Genomic DNA, 15714 nt, shown 5'->3' with positions numbered 1-15714 from the left:
ACGTTACGGCCCACGGCCGACATTCCCGCGTATCGACGCGGCTTTCAGCCGATCCCGCTGATCACGCCTCGATCACGAGAGGGACGATCATCGGACGGCGACGCAGACGCTGGTTGACCCACCGGCCGATCGTGCGACGCACGACCTGAGAGAGCGCATGGGTGTCGCGCACACCGTTGCCGGAGGCCTCCTTGAGCGCGGCGACGATCTTCGGCGTCACGTCGTCGAAGACCGAGTCGTCCTCGGCGACACCGCGCGCGTGGATCTCCGGCCCGGAGATGATGCGTCCGGTCGCGGCATCCACCACCACGATGACCGAGATGAAGCCCTCCTCGCCCAGGATCCGACGGTCCTTGAGATCGGCATCCGTGATCTCGCCGACCGTCGAGCCGTCGACGTACACGAAGCCGAGGTCGAGCTGTCCGACGACCGACGCCACGCCGTCGCGCAGGTCGATGACGGTGCCGTTGGAGGCGATGATCGTGCGCTCCTCGGCGATCCCCGTGTCCTGCGCCAGCTTGGCGTTCGCGATGAGGTGACGGTACTCGCCGTGCACCGGCAGCACGTTCTTGGGCTTGAGGATGTTGTAGCAGTAGAGCAGCTCCCCCGCCGCGGCGTGTCCCGAGACGTGCACGCGGGCGTTCGCCTTGTGCACGACGTTCGCACCGAGCTTGGTGAGGCCGTCGATCACGCGGTAGACGGCGTTCTCGTTGCCCGGGATGAGGCTCGAGGCGAGGATGACGGTGTCGCCCTCGCTGACCTCGATCGCGTGATCCATGTTCGCCATGCGGCTGAGCACCGCCATCGGCTCGCCCTGCGAACCGGTCGACATGTAGACGATCTGCTCGTCGGGGAGGTCGCGCGCCTTCTTGAAGTCGATGAGCACACCGGCCGGCACCTTCAGGTACCCGAGCTGCTCGGCGATGGTCATGTTGCGCACCATGCTGCGGCCGAGGAACGCCACGCGCCGCCCGTGGGCGTGCGCTGCGTCGATGACCTGCTGCACGCGGTGCACATGGCTCGAGAAGCTCGCGACGATCACCCGTCGCGGCGCCTTGCCGATCACCTGGTCGAGCACCGGACCGATCGACCGCTCGGTCGGGGTGAAGCCCGGCACATCCGCATTGGTCGAGTCCACCAGAAAGAGGTCGACTCCTTCCTCCCCCAGGCGCGAGAACGCGCGGAGATCGGTGATGCGTCCGTCGAGCGGCAGCTGGTCCATCTTGAAGTCACCGGTGGCGAGCACCATGCCCGCCGGCGTGCGGATGGCGACGGCCAGAGCGTCGGGGATGGAGTGGTTCACGGCCACGAACTCGAGATCGAAGGGGCCGACCTTCTCCTGTTGGCCTTCCTTGACCGTCAGCGTGAACGCCTTGATGCGGTGTTCTTTGAGCTTCGCCTCGACGAGCGCCAGGGTCAGACCCGACCCGATCAGGGGGATGTCGCCCTTGAGGCGCAGGAGGTACGGAACCGCGCCGATGTGATCTTCGTGCCCGTGCGTGAGCACGACGCCGACGATGTCGTCGAGGCGGTCGCGGATCGGTTCGAAGTCCGGGAGGATCAGATCGACGCCGGGCTGGTGCTCCTCGGGGAAGAGCACACCGCAGTCGACGATCAGGATCTTGCCGTCGTACTCGAACATCGTCATGTTCCGACCGATCTCGCCGAGACCGCCGATCGGGATGACCCGCAGCGTTCCTTCGTCGAGAGCGGACGGTTCGGCCAGGGGAATGGACATGCTGTCTCCTCAGTCGGACACTCGGCGCGTCCGTTCGTTCATGGCGACGCGACTCAGCGCGTCGTGCCGTGCACCTTGGGCAGGGCACCACCGGCGGCCGCGTTGCGGTCGGGGCGGAAGTTCGAGAAATCGGCGCCCGGGACGCCGGCGACGAGATCGAGCTCGTCTTCGATGAGTGCGGCCTCCCACTCCTCCGGCCCGACGAGCGGAAGGCGCACGCGCGGGCTGGAGATCCGGCCGAGGCCGTGGAGGATGTACTTGGCGGCGACCGTTCCGGGAACGTGGGTCATCACCGCGCGCACGAGCGGCTCGAGACGCTTGTGCTCGGCGGTCGCGGTGGCGAGATCGCCCCGGTTCACGGCGTCGACGATCGTGCGGTAGGGAGTCGCGGTGATGTTCGCGGTCACACCGATCAGGCCCGTCGCGCCGATGGCGAGGTGCGGGAGCACGTTCGCGTCATCACCCGAGAAGTACATGAGATCGGTCTGGTTGAGCACTCGGCTCACCTCGGAGAAGTCGCCCTTGGCGTCCTTGACCGCGAGGATGTTCGGGTGCTTCGCCAGGCGGAGGATGGTCTCGTACTTGATCGGCACTCCGGTGCGCCCGGGGATGTCGTACAGGATCACCGGCAGGTCGGTGGCATCGGCCACCAGACGGAAGTGTGTGAGGATGCCGGCCTGAGTCGGCTTGTTGTAGTACGGCGTGACGATCATGATGCCGTCGGCGCCGGCCTTCTCGCTCGCCTTGTACAGCTCGATCGCGTGGGCGGTCTCGTTCGACCCGCCTCCCGTGATGATCTTGGCGCGACCGGCGGAGACGGACTTGCCGATCTCGACGAGCTTGAGCTTCTCGGGGTCCGTCAGAGTCGAGGTCTCGCCGGTCGTTCCCGTCACGACGACACCGTCAGCACCGGCGGTGATGACGTCATCGATGTGCTTCTCGACGGCGGGCCAGTCGACTTCGCCGTCGGCCGTCATCGGAGTGACGAGCGCGACGAGAACCTGTCCGAAAGGGTTGCCCGAGTGCGTCATGCAACCAGAGTATCGTCTCGGCCCGACCTCACGAGGACGCGGCCGCGAACTAGGCTCGTGGCATGGCATGGGTCACGCACGAGTCCGACACCGTCTACGCCAACCGCTGGATCGAGGTACGCGAGGACAAGGTCACCGGCCCCGGCGGGGACGACGGCATCTACGGGGTCGTGCGGATGCAGCATCCCGCCGTCTTCGTGGTCGCGCTCGACGACCAGGAGCGCGTCTGTCTCGTCACCCTCGAGCGCTACACGACGGGGATCTCCGTCGAGGTGCCCGCCGGCGGCAGCGACGGCGAGGATCCGCTCGTCGCCGCGCGACGCGAACTTCTCGAGGAGACCGGATTCACGGCATCCGAATGGCACGAGCTCGGCATCATGAACGCGCTCAACGGCGTCGCGGATGCTTCCGAGCACGTCTTCCTGGCCCGTGGACTGACCGCGTCCGACCCGGCGACGGCTGCGGAGAGTCAGCGCGAGGAGGGCATCGACCAGGTCTCCTGGGTGCCGTTCGCCGATGCGCTCGCGATGATCGCCGAGGGACGCATCAGGGACGGCGAGACGATCGGTGCGCTCGCCCTCGCCGGCATCCGCCTGGGACGGTTCCGCTGAGCCGAATCGTCACACCCGTCCGCGCCGAGCTATCCCTGCCGTGACCGACCGCGGAAGCAGACCCGCCACGGCCACGATCACCTTGTACCGCAGCGACGGCACCGACACGGACTTCCCGCGCGCGGCGTCTCGCAGTCCCTCGCGCACCACGTCGCGCGCGTCGAGCCACATGATCGCCGGAACGCCCTCGTGCCCCGGAGCCAGGCCCATCCGCTCGTGGAAGCTCGTGTGGGTGAACCCGGGGCACAGCGCGGTCACGCTGACCCCGTCCCGTGCGTATTCGGCGTTGGCCCACCGGCTGAACTGGATCAGCCACGCCTTGCAGGCGGAATAGGTCGAACGCGAGATGAATCCGGCCACCGAGGCCACGTTGATGATGCGCCCTCCCCGACCGCGCATGGTCTGCAGCGCCGCGTGCATGAGGCGCATCGAGGCTTCGACGTGCACCCGCAGGTGACGCACCTCGTCGGCGATGTCGTTGTCGGCGAACTGCAGGGGCAAACCGAACCCGGCGTTGTTGACGAGCAGGTCGATCGGGTCGTCCGCGCGCTCGAGTCGCTGCTCGACCCGCTCGACGCCCTCCTCGATCGCGAGATCGGCCGGAAGCACCTCGACGGCGACGCCGAACTCGCTGCGCAGCTCGGCCGCGAACGTCGACAGGGCCTCCTCCGACCGCGCGACCAGCACGAGGTCGGCGCGGCGCCGCGCGAGCTGACGTGCGAACTCGGCCCCGAGGCCGGCGCTCGCTCCGGTGATCAGCGCGGTGGGCATCAGCGCTCGTATCCGAGGAAGCGGTAGCGCACGCCGGTGCGGGAGGTGAGCCACTCCCCCTCGTCGACCAGGCGCCATCCGGTCTTCGCGGGCGCGTACGCGTCGCCGTCGACGTCGAGGTCGAGCTCGGTGACCTCGAGCCGATCGGCGTCGCCGATCACCTGCCGGAAGATCTCGGCTCCCCCGATGATCCAGACCCGGTCCTGACCGCGCACCGCCTCGGCGACGGTCGCCGCTCGGCGTGCCCCCTCGGCGCTCCAGTCCTGCTGGCGAGTGATGACGATGTTCTCGCGGCCGGCCAGCGGGCGGAACCGCTCGGGCAGCGAGTCCCACGTCTTGCGCCCCATCACGACGGGGGCGCCGAGGGTGACCTCCTTGAAGTGCGCCAGGTCCTCGGGAACGTGCCACGGCATGCCGCCCTCGGCGCCGATGACGCCACCGGCCGCCTCCGCCCAGATCAGGCCGACCCAGGTCATACCGCTACCGCCGCGCGGATCGGGGCGTGGTGCTGGTAGTCCTCGACGACGAAGTCCTCGAACGTGTAGTCGAAAATCGACTCGGGCGTGCGCGCGAAGCGCAGCGTCGGATACGGGTACGGGTCGCGGGTGAGCTGCTCGGTGACCTGCTCGATGTGGTTGTCGTAGATGTGGCAGTCGCCGCCCGTCCACACGAAGTCGCCGGGCTCGAGGCCGACCTGCTGGGCGATCATCAGGGTGAGGAGCGCGTAGGACGCGATGTTGAACGGGACGCCGAGGAACATGTCGGCACTGCGCTGATAGAGCTGGCACGACAACTTGCCGTCGGCGACGTAGAACTGGAAGAGCGCGTGGCAGGGCGCGAGGGCCATGTCGGGGATGTCGGCGGGGTTCCAGGCCGACACGATCAGGCGACGAGAATCCGGCGAGCGGCGGATCTGCTCGATGACCTCCGCCAGCTGATCGATGCTCTCCCCCGCCGGTGTCGGCCACGAACGCCACTGCACGCCGTAGACGGGACCGAGTTCCCCGGCGTCGTCCGCCCACTCGTCCCAGATCGTCACGCCGTTCTCCTGCAGCCATCGCACGTTCGACTCGCCGCGCAGGAACCACAGCAGCTCGTAGGCGATCGACTTGAAGTGCACACGCTTGGTGGTGATCAGCGGGAAACCCTGCGACAGGTCGAAGCGGATCTGCCGACCGAACACGCTCGTCGTCCCCGTTCCGGTGCGATCGGACTTGTGCGTTCCGTTCTCGAGGACGTCGCGGAGGAGGTCTTCGTACGGCGTCGGGACGGCTGCGCTCATGAGAGCCAGAATACCTTCCCGCATCACGACACGGGCGGAGGTGCATCCGCCCGCTGCCGTCATCGTCGGACACATCGGCCCCTCCATCCGCACCCGCGCCGTACCCTCGATGCATGTCTCCCGTCGTCGCCCTCGCGATCCTCGCCGCGCTCGTGGCGTTCGCGGTCGTGATCGGCGCAGTCGCGAAGCGTCGGGACGGACGCCGCAGGGCGGGCGGAGCGCTGCGATTCGATGCACAGGATGCCGTTCCCGCCGAGCTCGGATCGAAAGCCACGCTCGTGCAGTTCAGCACCGAGATGTGCGCACGCTGCCCGCAGGTGCGCCGGATGCTGCGCTCCTATGCCGAGGAGGGCGACGGCCTCCGTCATATCGAGGTCGACCTCACCCATCGGCCCGACCTCTCCTCGCGCTATCACGTGCTCCAGACGCCGACCACGTTCCTCGTGGACGAGTCCGGTGCCGTGCGTTCCCGATTCCACGGCGTGCCGCAGCGACGCGCCCTCACCGAAGCCCTCTCCTCCCTCTGAGACGACGTCAGGAGCACCCATGTCCTCTCCCGCCGGCATCGATCCCCGCGGTCCGCGTTTCGCCGCGACCATCACGGCCGTCCTGCTGCTGATCGCGACGTTCCTCGGACTCACCGGACTCGCGACGGCTCGGGGCGTGGCGGCCTTCGGGTGGTTCGCCTACCAGCCTCTCTCCGGCTCGACGTTCACGTCCGGCAGCCAATGGGTGATAGCGGATGCACCGCTCTCGGATCGCGCACTCGATCCCGCCTTCCTTCTCACCGCGGTGATCGCGCTGCTCTTCCTCTGGAGCATCCTCTCCCCCGCGACCGCCCCGTGGGGAGTGCTCTTCCGCCGCGCGATCCGTCCGCGTCTCGCGCCCCCGACCGAGCTCGAAGACCCCCGTCCGCCGCGTTTCGCGCAGGGAGTCGGTCTGTTCGTCGTGACCGTCGGCCTCGTCCTCCAGCTCGCCGGTGTCCCCTGGGCGCTCCCGATCGCCACCGCCGCCGCGTTCATCGCCGCGTTCCTGAACGCCGCCATCGGCCTGTGCCTCGGCTGCCAGCTGTACCTGCTGCTCCAGCGCGCGGGACTCCTCGGACGCACGCGCACGGCCTGACACGTTCCCCCGGAGAGCGCCGCTCGCTAGGCTGGCGACGACGCGACGCTGCGCATCCGCAGTGCGAGAACCGGAGGAATCATGCCCGTCACCAGCGAAGCGACCACCACCTGGACCGGATCACTGGCGGAGGGCTCCGGCACCGTCGCGTTCTCGTCGTCGAAGCTCGGCACCTTCCCCATCGACTGGAAGGCACGCAGTGAGGGCAGCGACACCACCACGACCCCGGAGGAGCTCATCGCCGCCGCGCACGCGTCGTGCTTCAGCATGGCCCTGGCTCACGCGCTGAGCGAGAACGGCACCCCGCCGGAGCGCGTGAACGCGAGCGCATCCGTCACCTTCAAGCCGGGCGTCGGCATCACCGGCAGCCACCTCAACGTCAACGCGGTGGTGCCCGGGCTCTCCCCCGAGGCGTTCCAGGAGATCGCCGAAGGGGCGAAGTCCGGATGCCCGGTCTCCCAGGCGCTCGCGGGCATCGACATCACCCTCGAAGCCACTCTGGCCTGAGTCGCCGGCGATCAGCCGCGCGAGAGCCTGATCGCCTCGCGGATGCTCGCGCGGGCGTCCTTGCGTCGCCCCGCGGCATCCTGCACCACACCCAGCCGGAATCGCGCGCGCCACTCCTCCGGTGCGGCCTCCGCCGCGGCGGTGTATCGCTCGATCAGCGGGTCGGCATCCGCCCGGGCGATGCGTCCGCTCGGGGTCAATTCCGTCTCCGCCTCCGGCATCCCGCCTTCGGCATCGAGCGTGCGCCCGAGCCGGTCCGCGGCGAAGCCGAACTGCATCTCGCGGATCAGCGCCCAGGCGCCGATCAACGGCATGACGAGGAGCGCGACGCCGATCGCGATCGCGATCGGCTCGCCGGTGCCGAGCATCAGCACGGCGCGATAGCCCACCACGACGATGTAGAGCGCGAGGCACAGGGCCATCACTCCGACGCCGATGCGGGAGATCATGAGCGGATGCCGATGTCGATCATGTTCTCGAGACCGACGACGACCCCCGTCGCGTCCCGAGCGAACGGCACCGCGAGACGGATGCCGGGGGCATAGGCGAGGGCGGGCTCGACGGTGTCGTGCGTGAACGTCAGCGACTCGCCGGGTCCCGCGAGCACCACCTCCTGCTTCGCGATCACACCGGGACGACGGAGCGAGTGGATCGGGACGCTGCCGACCTGCTGACCTCGGGCCCGCTGATCGGCGTGCGGGGCGCTCACCGGCCCCTGCTCGGAACGCGCGGCCGCGATGAGTTCGGCGGTACGCACGGCAGTGCCGCTGGGCGAATCGATCTTCGTCTCGCGATGCGCCTCGACGATCTCAGCGGAGTCGAAGAACGGTGCCGCTGCAGCGGCGAGAGCGGAGCCGAGCACCGAACCGAGCGAGAAGTTGGGGATGAACACCGCGGCGGTCCCTGCGGCTTCGACCAGAGGTCGCACGAGCGCGATGCGCTCGGCCGACCAGCCCGATGTCGCGACGAGCACGTTCTGCCCGTGCTCGACCGCCGAGCGCACGACGTCGATGCTCACCTGGGGCGTCGACGCGTCGATCACCAGGTCGGCACCCACGAGCTCCGACAGGTCGCTCGACGAGGACAGGATGCGGCTCACCTCGAACCCGTCCAGGTCGTCGATGACGGCGTGGATGATCGCCCCGAGCTTGCCGGTCCCGCCGACGATTGCTACCTGCGTGGTCATGGGTACCAGTCTATTTCGGGCACTGCGCGGCACGGCCGGGGGCGCGCGGTAACCGCCGTCGACTCAGACCGGGATCGCGTCCGGAATACCCGTGCGGAGCTCCATGGGCAGATGGCCGGTGTCGTTGTGGTTCAGCAGCGTCCACGGACGGCCCTGCTTCTGCGCGATGACGGTGAGACCGCAGTGGGCCTGATTCAACGTCATCCACCGCCACTCCGGCGCCCCGAGCACCTCGCGCACGAACCACGAGATCACGAAGTTGTGGGTGATGAGAACCTCGTGCACCTCGCCGGTCTTGCGCACGAGGAATTCATTGACGGCGTCGTACATCTGCGCGCCGCCGGCCTCGATCTCCGCGTCGGTGATCGATCCGAAGAACGGCTCGAACGCGGCCGGAGTCTCCTCGGTCATGCCGGTCGGGACGCAGTCGAACAGCAACGAGGTCGGCTTGGGATCGACGGAGGGCAGGCGGGCCGCGATCGCCCGTGCCGTCTCGTTCGCCCGCAGCAGCGGAGAGTGCCAGACGGCATCGAGCGGGAGTCCGCCCAGGCGGTCGGCGATCAACTCGGCTTGGCGCTGTCCACGCGGGGAAAGGGGTCCGTCGGCCAGGCCGTGCTCGGCATCCTGATGTTCGCCGTGTCTGACCAGATAGATATAGTGCGTCACTACTCGCTCGCTTCATCGCCAGCATCTGCCGGGCTCTCACTCCACCCTATGCCACGCATATGACAGTCGTGTGAAGCCGCTCAGGTGCCTGCTCGCGCGAGATCGGCGAGCTGCGCGCGCGACAGGGCGACGCCCGCCCCCTGCATGAGCTCGTCGACGTGCTCGGCGGCGAAGGTGTTGACGATCGGTGCGACGATCGACCTCTGGGCGAGCAACCAGGCGATCGAGACGGCGGCGACCGGCACGCTCAGCTCGTCCGCGATCTGATCGAGCGCGCGGAGGATGCGGATGCCGCGACGGTTGAGGTTGCCCCGCAGCTGCTCGCCCCGCACTCCGCGGGAGGCGACGGACTTGTTCCGGTGGCGGCCCGAGAGGAATCCGTGCTCGAGCGCGTGCGACGGAGTCACCGCGAGGTTCTGCGCACCGGCGACGAGGCGGAGATCACCTTCGAACGACTGGCGGCGGATCAGGTTGTACGGGGCGTCGACGACCTCGATGCGGGGATAGCCCGCCGACGCGAGGATGCGCGCCTCGACCAGACGCTCCGGTGCGAATCCGAACGCGCCGACGGCCGCCACCTTGCCGGCGTCGACCAGCCACTCCACGGTCGCGAGGGTGTCTTCGAGATTCGTCGTGGCGTCGAGAGTGGCATCGAGGTAGAGCACGTCGATGCGTTCGGTGCCCAACCGCGTCAGCGACCCCTCGACCGCGCGCACGAGGTTGACCGACCCGAGCCCCGGGTTGTCCGCGTGCGCACCGATGCGCGCGCTCAGCACGACCTCGTCGCGCAGCCCGCGGGACCGCAACCACTGACCGATGATGTGCTCGCTGCGACCGCCCGAGAACCCGTCGGCGGTGTGCACGGCGTTGCCGCCGAACTCGATGTAGCGATCGAGGATGCCGTGGCTCGTCTCGAGATCGACGTTCCACCCGAACTCGGCGGCGCCGAGCATGAGCGGGAATGTCTCGAGCCCGGTCTCACCGAGCGGGACGCGGATGGTCTCGCCGACCCCCGGACCCACGATCGGGATCGGGGCGGAAGGATGCTCCGCACCCTGTGCGAGCGCGCGATCATCCGGGGCCCCTGCGCCTACACCGAACAATCGCATACTCTCACCCCCACGTCGATCGGTGCGATCCGATCTTCGTACCTGCATTCATGCACCCCCCGGTGCGTACTTCGAGGGTATGCGAAACCGGCGAACTCGCCGACCAATCCACGGAACGGCGGGCAAACTTCCCATAACAGTTCGATCACGAGAACGACGAGGCCCGATGCCCTCCCCTGCGGGAAGGCACCGGGCCTCGTCGTACGGAGCCGATTACTCGGCCGCGGCCTCCGCGGCCGGAGCGGCGTCGGCCGCGGGGGCCTCGTCGATCACGGGCTCGAGCGAGAGCTTGCCGCGGTCGTCGATCTTCGTGATCTTCACGAGGATCTTCTGACCGACCGAGAGCACGTCGTCGACGTTCTCGACGCGCTTGCCACCGGCGAGCTTGCGTACCTCGGTGACGTGCAGCAGGCCGTCCTTGCCGGGCAGCAGCGAGACGAACGCACCGAAGGTGGCGATCTTCACGACGGTGCCGAGGAACTGCTCGCCGACCTCCGGGTTGGTCGGGTTGGCGATCGCGTTGACCTGAGCGCGGGCGGCCTCGGCCGAGGGGCCGTCGGTCGCGCCGATGTAGACGGTGCCGTCCTCCTCGATGGAGATCTGCGCGCCGGTCTCGTCCTGGATCGCGTTGATCGTCTTGCCCTTCGGGCCGATCAGCTCGCCGATCTTGTCGACCGGGATCTGGACGCTGATGACGCGCGGCGCGGTCGGCGCCATCTCGTCGGGCGCGTCGATCGCGGCGTTGAGGACGTTGAGGATCGTCAGACGCGCGTCGCGCGCCTGGGTCAGCGCACCCGCGAGCACCGACGACGGGATGCCGTCGAGCTTCGTGTCGAGCTGGATCGCCGTGACGAACTCGCTGGTACCGGCGACCTTGAAGTCCATGTCGCCGAGCGCGTCCTCCGCACCGAGGATGTCGGTGAGGGCGGCGTAGCGGGTCTCACCGTCGACCTCGTCGGAGACGAGACCCATCGCGATACCGGCGACGGGGGCGCGCAGCGGCACACCCGCGTTCAGCAGCGAGAGGGTCGACGCGCAGACGGAACCCATCGACGTCGAACCGTTGGAGCTGAGCGCCTCCGAGACCTGACGGATCGCGTAGGGGAACTCCTCGCGGCTCGGCAGCACCGGCACGAGTGCGCGCTCGGCGAGGAAGCCGTGCCCGATCTCGCGACGCTTCGGCGAACCCACGCGGCCGGTCTCACCGGTCGAGTAGGGCGGGAAGTTGTAGTGGTGCATGTAGCGCTTGCTCGTCGTGGGCGACAGCGAGTCGATCTGCTGCTCCATCTTGAGCATGTTCAGCGTGGTGACGCCCATGATCTGGGTCTCGCCGCGCTGGAAGATCGCGGAGCCGTGCACGCGCGGGATGACCTGCACCTCGGCGTCGAGCGGACGGATATCGGCCAGGCCACGACCGTCGATGCGGACGCTCTCGGTGAGGATGCGACCGCGGACGATCTTCTTCGTGACCGACTTGTACGCACCCGAGAACTCGAGGGGTGCGCCAGCGGGCAGCTCACCAGCCTCAGTCGCCGCGATGAGCTCCGCCTTGACGCGGTCCTTGATCGCGTCGTCGGCGTTCTGGCGCTCGGTCTTGTCGGCGATCTGGTAGACGTTCACCAGCTCGTCGTACGCACGACCCGCGACGAAGTCGTAGACCTCGCTCGAGTACGGCGGGAAGACTGGGTACACGCCCGGCTCCTTGGACGCGGTGGCGGCGAGCTCGGCCTGAGCCTTGACGAGCTGCGCGATGAACGGCTTCGAGGCCTCGAGGCCCTGGGCGACGACGGCCTCGTCGGGCTTGGTGGCGCCCGCCTTGATGAGGTTCCAGCTGCCCTCGGTCGCCTCGGCCTCGACCATCATGATCGCGACGTCTTCGGTGCCGTCGGCCTTGGTGACCACGCGACCGGCGACGATGAGGTCGAACACGGCCTCGCTGACCTGCTCGGCCGTCGGGAACGCGACCCACTGGTCGGCGTGCTCGCCCTGGCCGGGGATGAACGCCAGGCGCACACCGGCGACGGGGCCGGAGAACGGGAGACCCGAGATCTGCGTCGACGCGGATGCCGCGTTGATCGCGAGAGCGTCGTAGAACTCTCCCGGAGCGATCGAGAGGACCGTGATGACGATCTGGACCTCGTTGCGCAGGCCGTCGACGAACGACGGACGCAGCGGACGGTCGATCAGACGGCAGACCAGGATCGCCTCGGTGGAGGGACGACCCTCGCGACGGAAGAACGAGCCGGGGATCTTGCCGGCGGCGTAGGAGCGCTCCTCGACGTCGACCGTCAGCGGGAAGAAGTCGAAGCCCTCACGCGGGTGCTTGCCGGCGCTGGTGGCCGAGAGGAGCATGGTCTCGCCGTCGAGGTACGCGGCGACTGCGCCCTGAGCCTGCTGCGCGAGGCGGCCGGTCTCGAAGCGGATGGTACGGGTGCCGAAGCGGCCGTTGTCGAGAACGGCCTCGGTGGCGGTGATTTCAGGACCTTCCAAGAGGTCTCTCCTTCTTTGTTTAGACTCGCGAATCCGTGTGACGCGCGAGCGTGTTCATGAAGGAGCGGAACGGCAGGATAAGGGCGCGCGAGCACTCTCGCGAATGTCGCCTGCGCTGGCCACCAGTAGAAAGCCACCCGACATGACGTCTGCCGAGGAACCCACCACAGGGGACCAGCTCCTCCGCCGATCGCTCCATGAGTCGATGTGAAGTTGTCCGGCCGACACAGGTCAGCCTCCCCAACCCTACCAGGGACGCCCGATTTCACCCCCGCCGCGCCGGTACGCCGCGCTGCGCCGTCGAGCGCCCCAGGTAGACGTAGTCGTCGTGCTTCGCGACACGGCCGTCGCCGGCTGCACGGCCGTGCAGCCGGCGCCACACCCAGGGCAGGGCATGGCGGGACCACCACAGTCCGGTACCGATGTCGATCTGCTCGTGCAGTGAGGCGTCGAGGGCGCCGAGGGCCTCGGCGTGCGGAACCCCGAGGATCTCGCCCGCGCGATACGCCAGGAAGCGGTGACCACTGCTGCTGAGGTGCACGAGGTCCTCCCCCCAGTGCTCGCGCTCGCGCAGCGCCGGGTGCAGGTCGGTGTCGATCAGCACCGAGCCCGTACGCGCGGCGATGCCGCCGAGCGCCGTGGCGAACGCCGCGAACCGGGCCGTGTAGATCGCCGCCGCACGCCGACCCGGCAGGAACGGCGTCACGAGGACGACGGTGGCTCCCGTCGCCCGCAGACGCACGATCGCACGCTCGAGCTCTGCGGCGAGCGCGGGGATGTCGACACGGTGCTTCACCAGGTCGTTGGCACCGATGAGCACGGAGACCAGGTCGGGACGGAGTTGCAGGGCGCGGTCCAGCTGAGGGCCGCACACATCGGCGACCCGCTTGGAGCGGATGGCGAGATTGGCGTAGTGGAGCCCTCCCCGCGAGGCCAGCAGGAGGGCGAGGCGGTCGGCCCATCCGCGCAGCGCGCCGTCGGGGGCGGGATCGCACAGCCCCTCGGTGAGGGAGTCCCCGAGCGCGATGTACCTCTGCCACCGTGCGGGGACGACGGGCAGGGGCGTCTCGGGCCGGATGCTGCGGCGAGCGCGGAGCGAGGTGTCGACCCGCTTCAACGTGCGGGCCTCGTCGAAGTGCTCGAGGAGTCGTCCGCACACGCTGTCCCAGGAACGCTCCTGCACCGCGTCGTGGCCGGCTTCACCGAACGCCCGGCGTTTGCGCGCGTCGCCCGCCAGGTCGGCCACCCGCATCCGTAGGTCGTCGAGGTCTCCCGGGCGGTAAAGCCATCCGTCGATCCCCATCCGGACGAGGTCGAGGGGCCCGCCGCGACCGGTGGCCACCACGGGCACACCGCTCGCGTGCGCTTCCTGCAACGTCTGTCCGAAGGTCTCGCTCTCCCCGGGATGCACGAAGACGTCGAACGAGGCGACGGCGGTGGCGAGCGCATCGCCGTCGAGGTGACCGAGGAAGACGGCATCCGGCAGCATCGCCTGCAGGCGCGCTCTGCTCGGTCCGTCTCCGACGATGACGAGGCGCGCGCCGGGGAGGGAACGCAGAGCGACGAGGTCCTCGACCTGCTTCTCCGGGGCGAGGCGGCCCACGTACCCGATGACGACTTCCCCACCCCACCGGGCGCGCAGACTCTCATCACGGCGTGCGGGCTGGAAGCGTTCCGCGTCGACGCCTCTCCCCCACCGGCGGATCCGGTCGACGCCGAGGTGCTCGAGTTGCCGGGCGGAATCCGACGAGGGGGCGAGGGTCAGCGTCGCGCGCCGATGGAGCCGGGCGATGTGCGTCTGTGCGATCCCCGTCGTCGCGGCGACGCGATAGCGCTCGGTGTAAGCCGCGACGTCGGTCTGGTAGGCCGCGACCGACGCCACCTCGAGCCGTTCTGCGGCGAGCGCGCCCCGCCATCCCAGCGCGAACGGTGACGCCAGGTGCACGACGTCCGGGCGGAAGCGCCGGAGGGAGACCGCCAGACGCGAGGCCGGCGATGTGCCGACGCGGACGTTGCGGTACCCCGGGAGTGCGAGGCTCGGGATCGCCTCGATCGGGGCACCGTGCATGTCCTGCGGCATCCCGTTCGCGGCGGGGGCGATGACGTGGGCATCGTGCCCGTGTCGTTCGAGGTGACGCAGGATCTGCAGGACGGATCCGGTCACACCGTTCATGTGCGGAAGGAAGGACTCTGTCACGATCGCGACTCTCACACCCCCAGGATGGAGGCAGGGATCGACGGTCGAGGCCGATTCACGGGGCGCGCACCAGATGTTCACCGGATGCACGAAAGCCCGTCACCGGCTATCCGGATTTCAGTTGCCGTTCACCGTCGGAGGGCACCGTTGAGGACGTGCCCACCGATCTCCTCGCCGATGTCCTCGCCGGCCCCTGGGCGCTCGCGGTCATGTGCCTTCTCGTGTTCGGTGACGCCTTCCTGGTGGTGATCCCCGGAGAGGTCGCGGTGACGGCTATGGGGGCGGCATCCGTCTCGACGGGCGCTCCCCCGCTCTGGGCCGTCATCGCCTGCGCCGCAGCCGCGGCGGCTCTCGGCGACATCGCGTGCTACCTGATCGGGCGCTTCGTCGGAACCGAACGCTGGGGGTGGATGCGCGCGCCGCGCGTCCGACGGGCGCTCGACTGGGCCCGCCGCAGACTGGACGGCGGGATGGCCACGGTTCTCTTCACCGCACGGTTCGTTCCGTTCGCCCGTCTCGCGATCAACCTCGTCGCCGGAGCGTCCCGCGTGCATCCTCCGCGCTATCTCGCCCTGGTCACCGTGGCAGCACTCGGATGGGCCGTGTACCAGGCCTCGGTCGGCGCGGCCGTCGCCGCAGTCCTCCCCGGCGGACCGATCGTGGCGGTCCCCGTGTCGGTCGCGGTGGCGATCGGTCTCGGTCTGCTCATCGATCTGATCACGCGCCGCAGCAGGCGAGACCTCCCGGACGAGACGCCGGTGGCCTAGGCTGGCGGACATGAGCACCGAAGAAGGCGCCACCTCCTCCTCCGAGGAGATGAAGCGCAAGTTCAAGGAAGCGCTCGAGAAGAAGAACGCGCAGCACCGCCAGGGCGAGTCCCACCTGGATGGCGATTCCGCCGTCCACGGCGGTGCGGCCCCGCAGACGCGGCGCGAGTTCCGACGCAAGAGCGGTTGACCACCGATGCGGGAGCCGACATGTCCGTCGGCTCCCGCATCCTTCAT

General features: G+C 68.9%; 17 protein-coding genes. 6 read left to right on the top strand and 11 right to left on the bottom strand.

The genetic code is table 11. The features are described 5' to 3' along the window. Nucleotides 1-61 precede the first annotated feature (61 nt). Both KV396_RS13335 and dapA read right to left on the bottom strand, forming a co-directional pair. The gene (locus tag KV396_RS13335) at nt 62-1738 is read right to left on the bottom strand and encodes a ribonuclease J (protein WP_247622705.1); all 1677 of its coding nucleotides are present in this window, start codon (nt 1736-1738) and stop codon (nt 62-64) included. A gap of 53 nt (nt 1739-1791) precedes the next feature. Continuing rightward, nucleotides 1792-2769 carry a 4-hydroxy-tetrahydrodipicolinate synthase gene (dapA, locus tag KV396_RS13330; RefSeq protein WP_247622706.1) on the bottom strand — a complete coding sequence of 326 codons (978 nt, stop codon included), beginning with the start codon at nt 2767-2769 and terminating at the stop codon, nt 1792-1794. 62 nt (nt 2770-2831) lie between these two features. On the opposite strand from dapA, the gene KV396_RS13325 reads away from it, so the two are divergent. After that, nucleotides 2832-3380: an NUDIX domain-containing protein gene (locus KV396_RS13325; RefSeq protein ID WP_247956009.1), complete on the top strand. Its 549-nt coding sequence runs from the start codon at nt 2832-2834 to the stop codon at nt 3378-3380. A gap of 9 nt (nt 3381-3389) precedes the next feature. On the opposite strand, the gene KV396_RS13320 is transcribed toward KV396_RS13325, so the two are convergent. From KV396_RS13320 to KV396_RS13310, 3 genes are read right to left on the bottom strand one after another with little or no spacing between them, the layout of a single operon-like run. After that, nucleotides 3390-4151, bottom strand: coding sequence for an SDR family NAD(P)-dependent oxidoreductase (locus KV396_RS13320; RefSeq protein WP_247956008.1), 762 nt, complete (start codon nt 4149-4151; stop codon nt 3390-3392). Further along, nucleotides 4151-4627 (bottom strand): dihydrofolate reductase, encoded by a 477-nt coding sequence (locus KV396_RS13315; RefSeq protein WP_247956007.1) that lies wholly within the window; start codon nt 4625-4627, stop codon nt 4151-4153. Before KV396_RS13315 ends, KV396_RS13320 begins: the two co-directional genes overlap by 1 nt. Beyond that, nucleotides 4624-5433, bottom strand: a complete 810-nt coding sequence (locus tag KV396_RS13310; RefSeq protein WP_247622710.1) for a thymidylate synthase — start codon at nt 5431-5433, stop codon at nt 4624-4626. The genes KV396_RS13315 and KV396_RS13310 overlap by 4 nt, the downstream gene beginning before the upstream one ends. 113 nt (nt 5434-5546) lie before the next feature. On the opposite strand from KV396_RS13310, the gene KV396_RS13305 reads away from it, so the two are divergent. From KV396_RS13305 to KV396_RS13295, 3 genes are all read left to right on the top strand, one after another. Further along, on the top strand, nt 5547-5960 hold the full coding sequence (locus tag KV396_RS13305) for a thioredoxin family protein (protein ID WP_247956006.1): 414 nt from the start codon (nt 5547-5549) through the stop codon (nt 5958-5960). Nucleotides 5961-5979: 19 nt separating this feature from the next. Continuing rightward, on the top strand, nt 5980-6555 hold the full coding sequence (locus KV396_RS13300) for a DUF4395 domain-containing protein (RefSeq protein ID WP_247956005.1): 576 nt from the start codon (nt 5980-5982) through the stop codon (nt 6553-6555). A gap of 81 nt (nt 6556-6636) precedes the next feature. Further along, the gene (locus KV396_RS13295) at nt 6637-7062 is read left to right on the top strand and encodes an OsmC family peroxiredoxin (protein ID WP_247632384.1); all 426 of its coding nucleotides are present in this window, start codon (nt 6637-6639) and stop codon (nt 7060-7062) included. 11 nt (nt 7063-7073) lie between these two features. Here KV396_RS13295 and KV396_RS13290 read toward each other — a convergent pair whose 3' ends face one another. The 6 genes from KV396_RS13290 to KV396_RS13265 form a co-directional block, all read right to left on the bottom strand. After that, the gene (locus tag KV396_RS13290; protein WP_247956004.1) at nt 7074-7511 is read right to left on the bottom strand and encodes a hypothetical protein; all 438 of its coding nucleotides are present in this window, start codon (nt 7509-7511) and stop codon (nt 7074-7076) included. Continuing rightward, complete coding sequence (dapB, locus tag KV396_RS13285) at nt 7508-8248, bottom strand: 4-hydroxy-tetrahydrodipicolinate reductase (RefSeq protein ID WP_247622715.1); 741 nt, start codon at nt 8246-8248, stop codon at nt 7508-7510. Before dapB ends, KV396_RS13290 begins: the two co-directional genes overlap by 4 nt. Nucleotides 8249-8311: 63 nt before the next feature. After that, nucleotides 8312-8914: a histidine phosphatase family protein gene (locus tag KV396_RS13280; protein ID WP_247622716.1), complete on the bottom strand. Its 603-nt coding sequence runs from the start codon at nt 8912-8914 to the stop codon at nt 8312-8314. Nucleotides 8915-8994: 80 nt separating this feature from the next. Next, the gene (locus tag KV396_RS13275) at nt 8995-10023 is read right to left on the bottom strand and encodes an aldo/keto reductase (protein ID WP_407665525.1); all 1029 of its coding nucleotides are present in this window, start codon (nt 10021-10023) and stop codon (nt 8995-8997) included. A gap of 213 nt (nt 10024-10236) precedes the next feature. Further along, a complete protein-coding gene (locus KV396_RS13270; RefSeq protein WP_247956003.1) occupies nt 10237-12513 on the bottom strand; it encodes a polyribonucleotide nucleotidyltransferase in 2277 nt (758 codons plus the stop codon). Nucleotides 12514-12778: 265 nt separating this feature from the next. Further along, a complete protein-coding gene (locus KV396_RS13265; protein WP_247956002.1) occupies nt 12779-14710 on the bottom strand; it encodes a GDSL-type esterase/lipase family protein in 1932 nt (643 codons plus the stop codon). A gap of 155 nt (nt 14711-14865) precedes the next feature. Between KV396_RS13265 and KV396_RS13260 the strand changes: the two genes are divergently transcribed. Continuing rightward, nucleotides 14866-15477: a DedA family protein gene (locus tag KV396_RS13260; protein ID WP_247956001.1), complete on the top strand. Its 612-nt coding sequence runs from the start codon at nt 14866-14868 to the stop codon at nt 15475-15477. A gap of 10 nt (nt 15478-15487) precedes the next feature. Continuing rightward, nucleotides 15488-15667 carry a DUF5302 domain-containing protein gene (locus KV396_RS13255; protein ID WP_247622721.1) on the top strand — a complete coding sequence of 60 codons (180 nt, stop codon included), beginning with the start codon at nt 15488-15490 and terminating at the stop codon, nt 15665-15667. Nucleotides 15668-15714 lie beyond the last annotated feature (47 nt).

This window comes from Microbacterium galbinum (assembly GCF_023101185.1).
Lineage (GTDB): Bacteria > Actinomycetota > Actinomycetes > Actinomycetales > Microbacteriaceae > Microbacterium > Microbacterium galbinum.
Note: the sequence above shows the minus strand (reverse complement) of the source record. Positions and strands in the feature narration are given on the sequence as shown.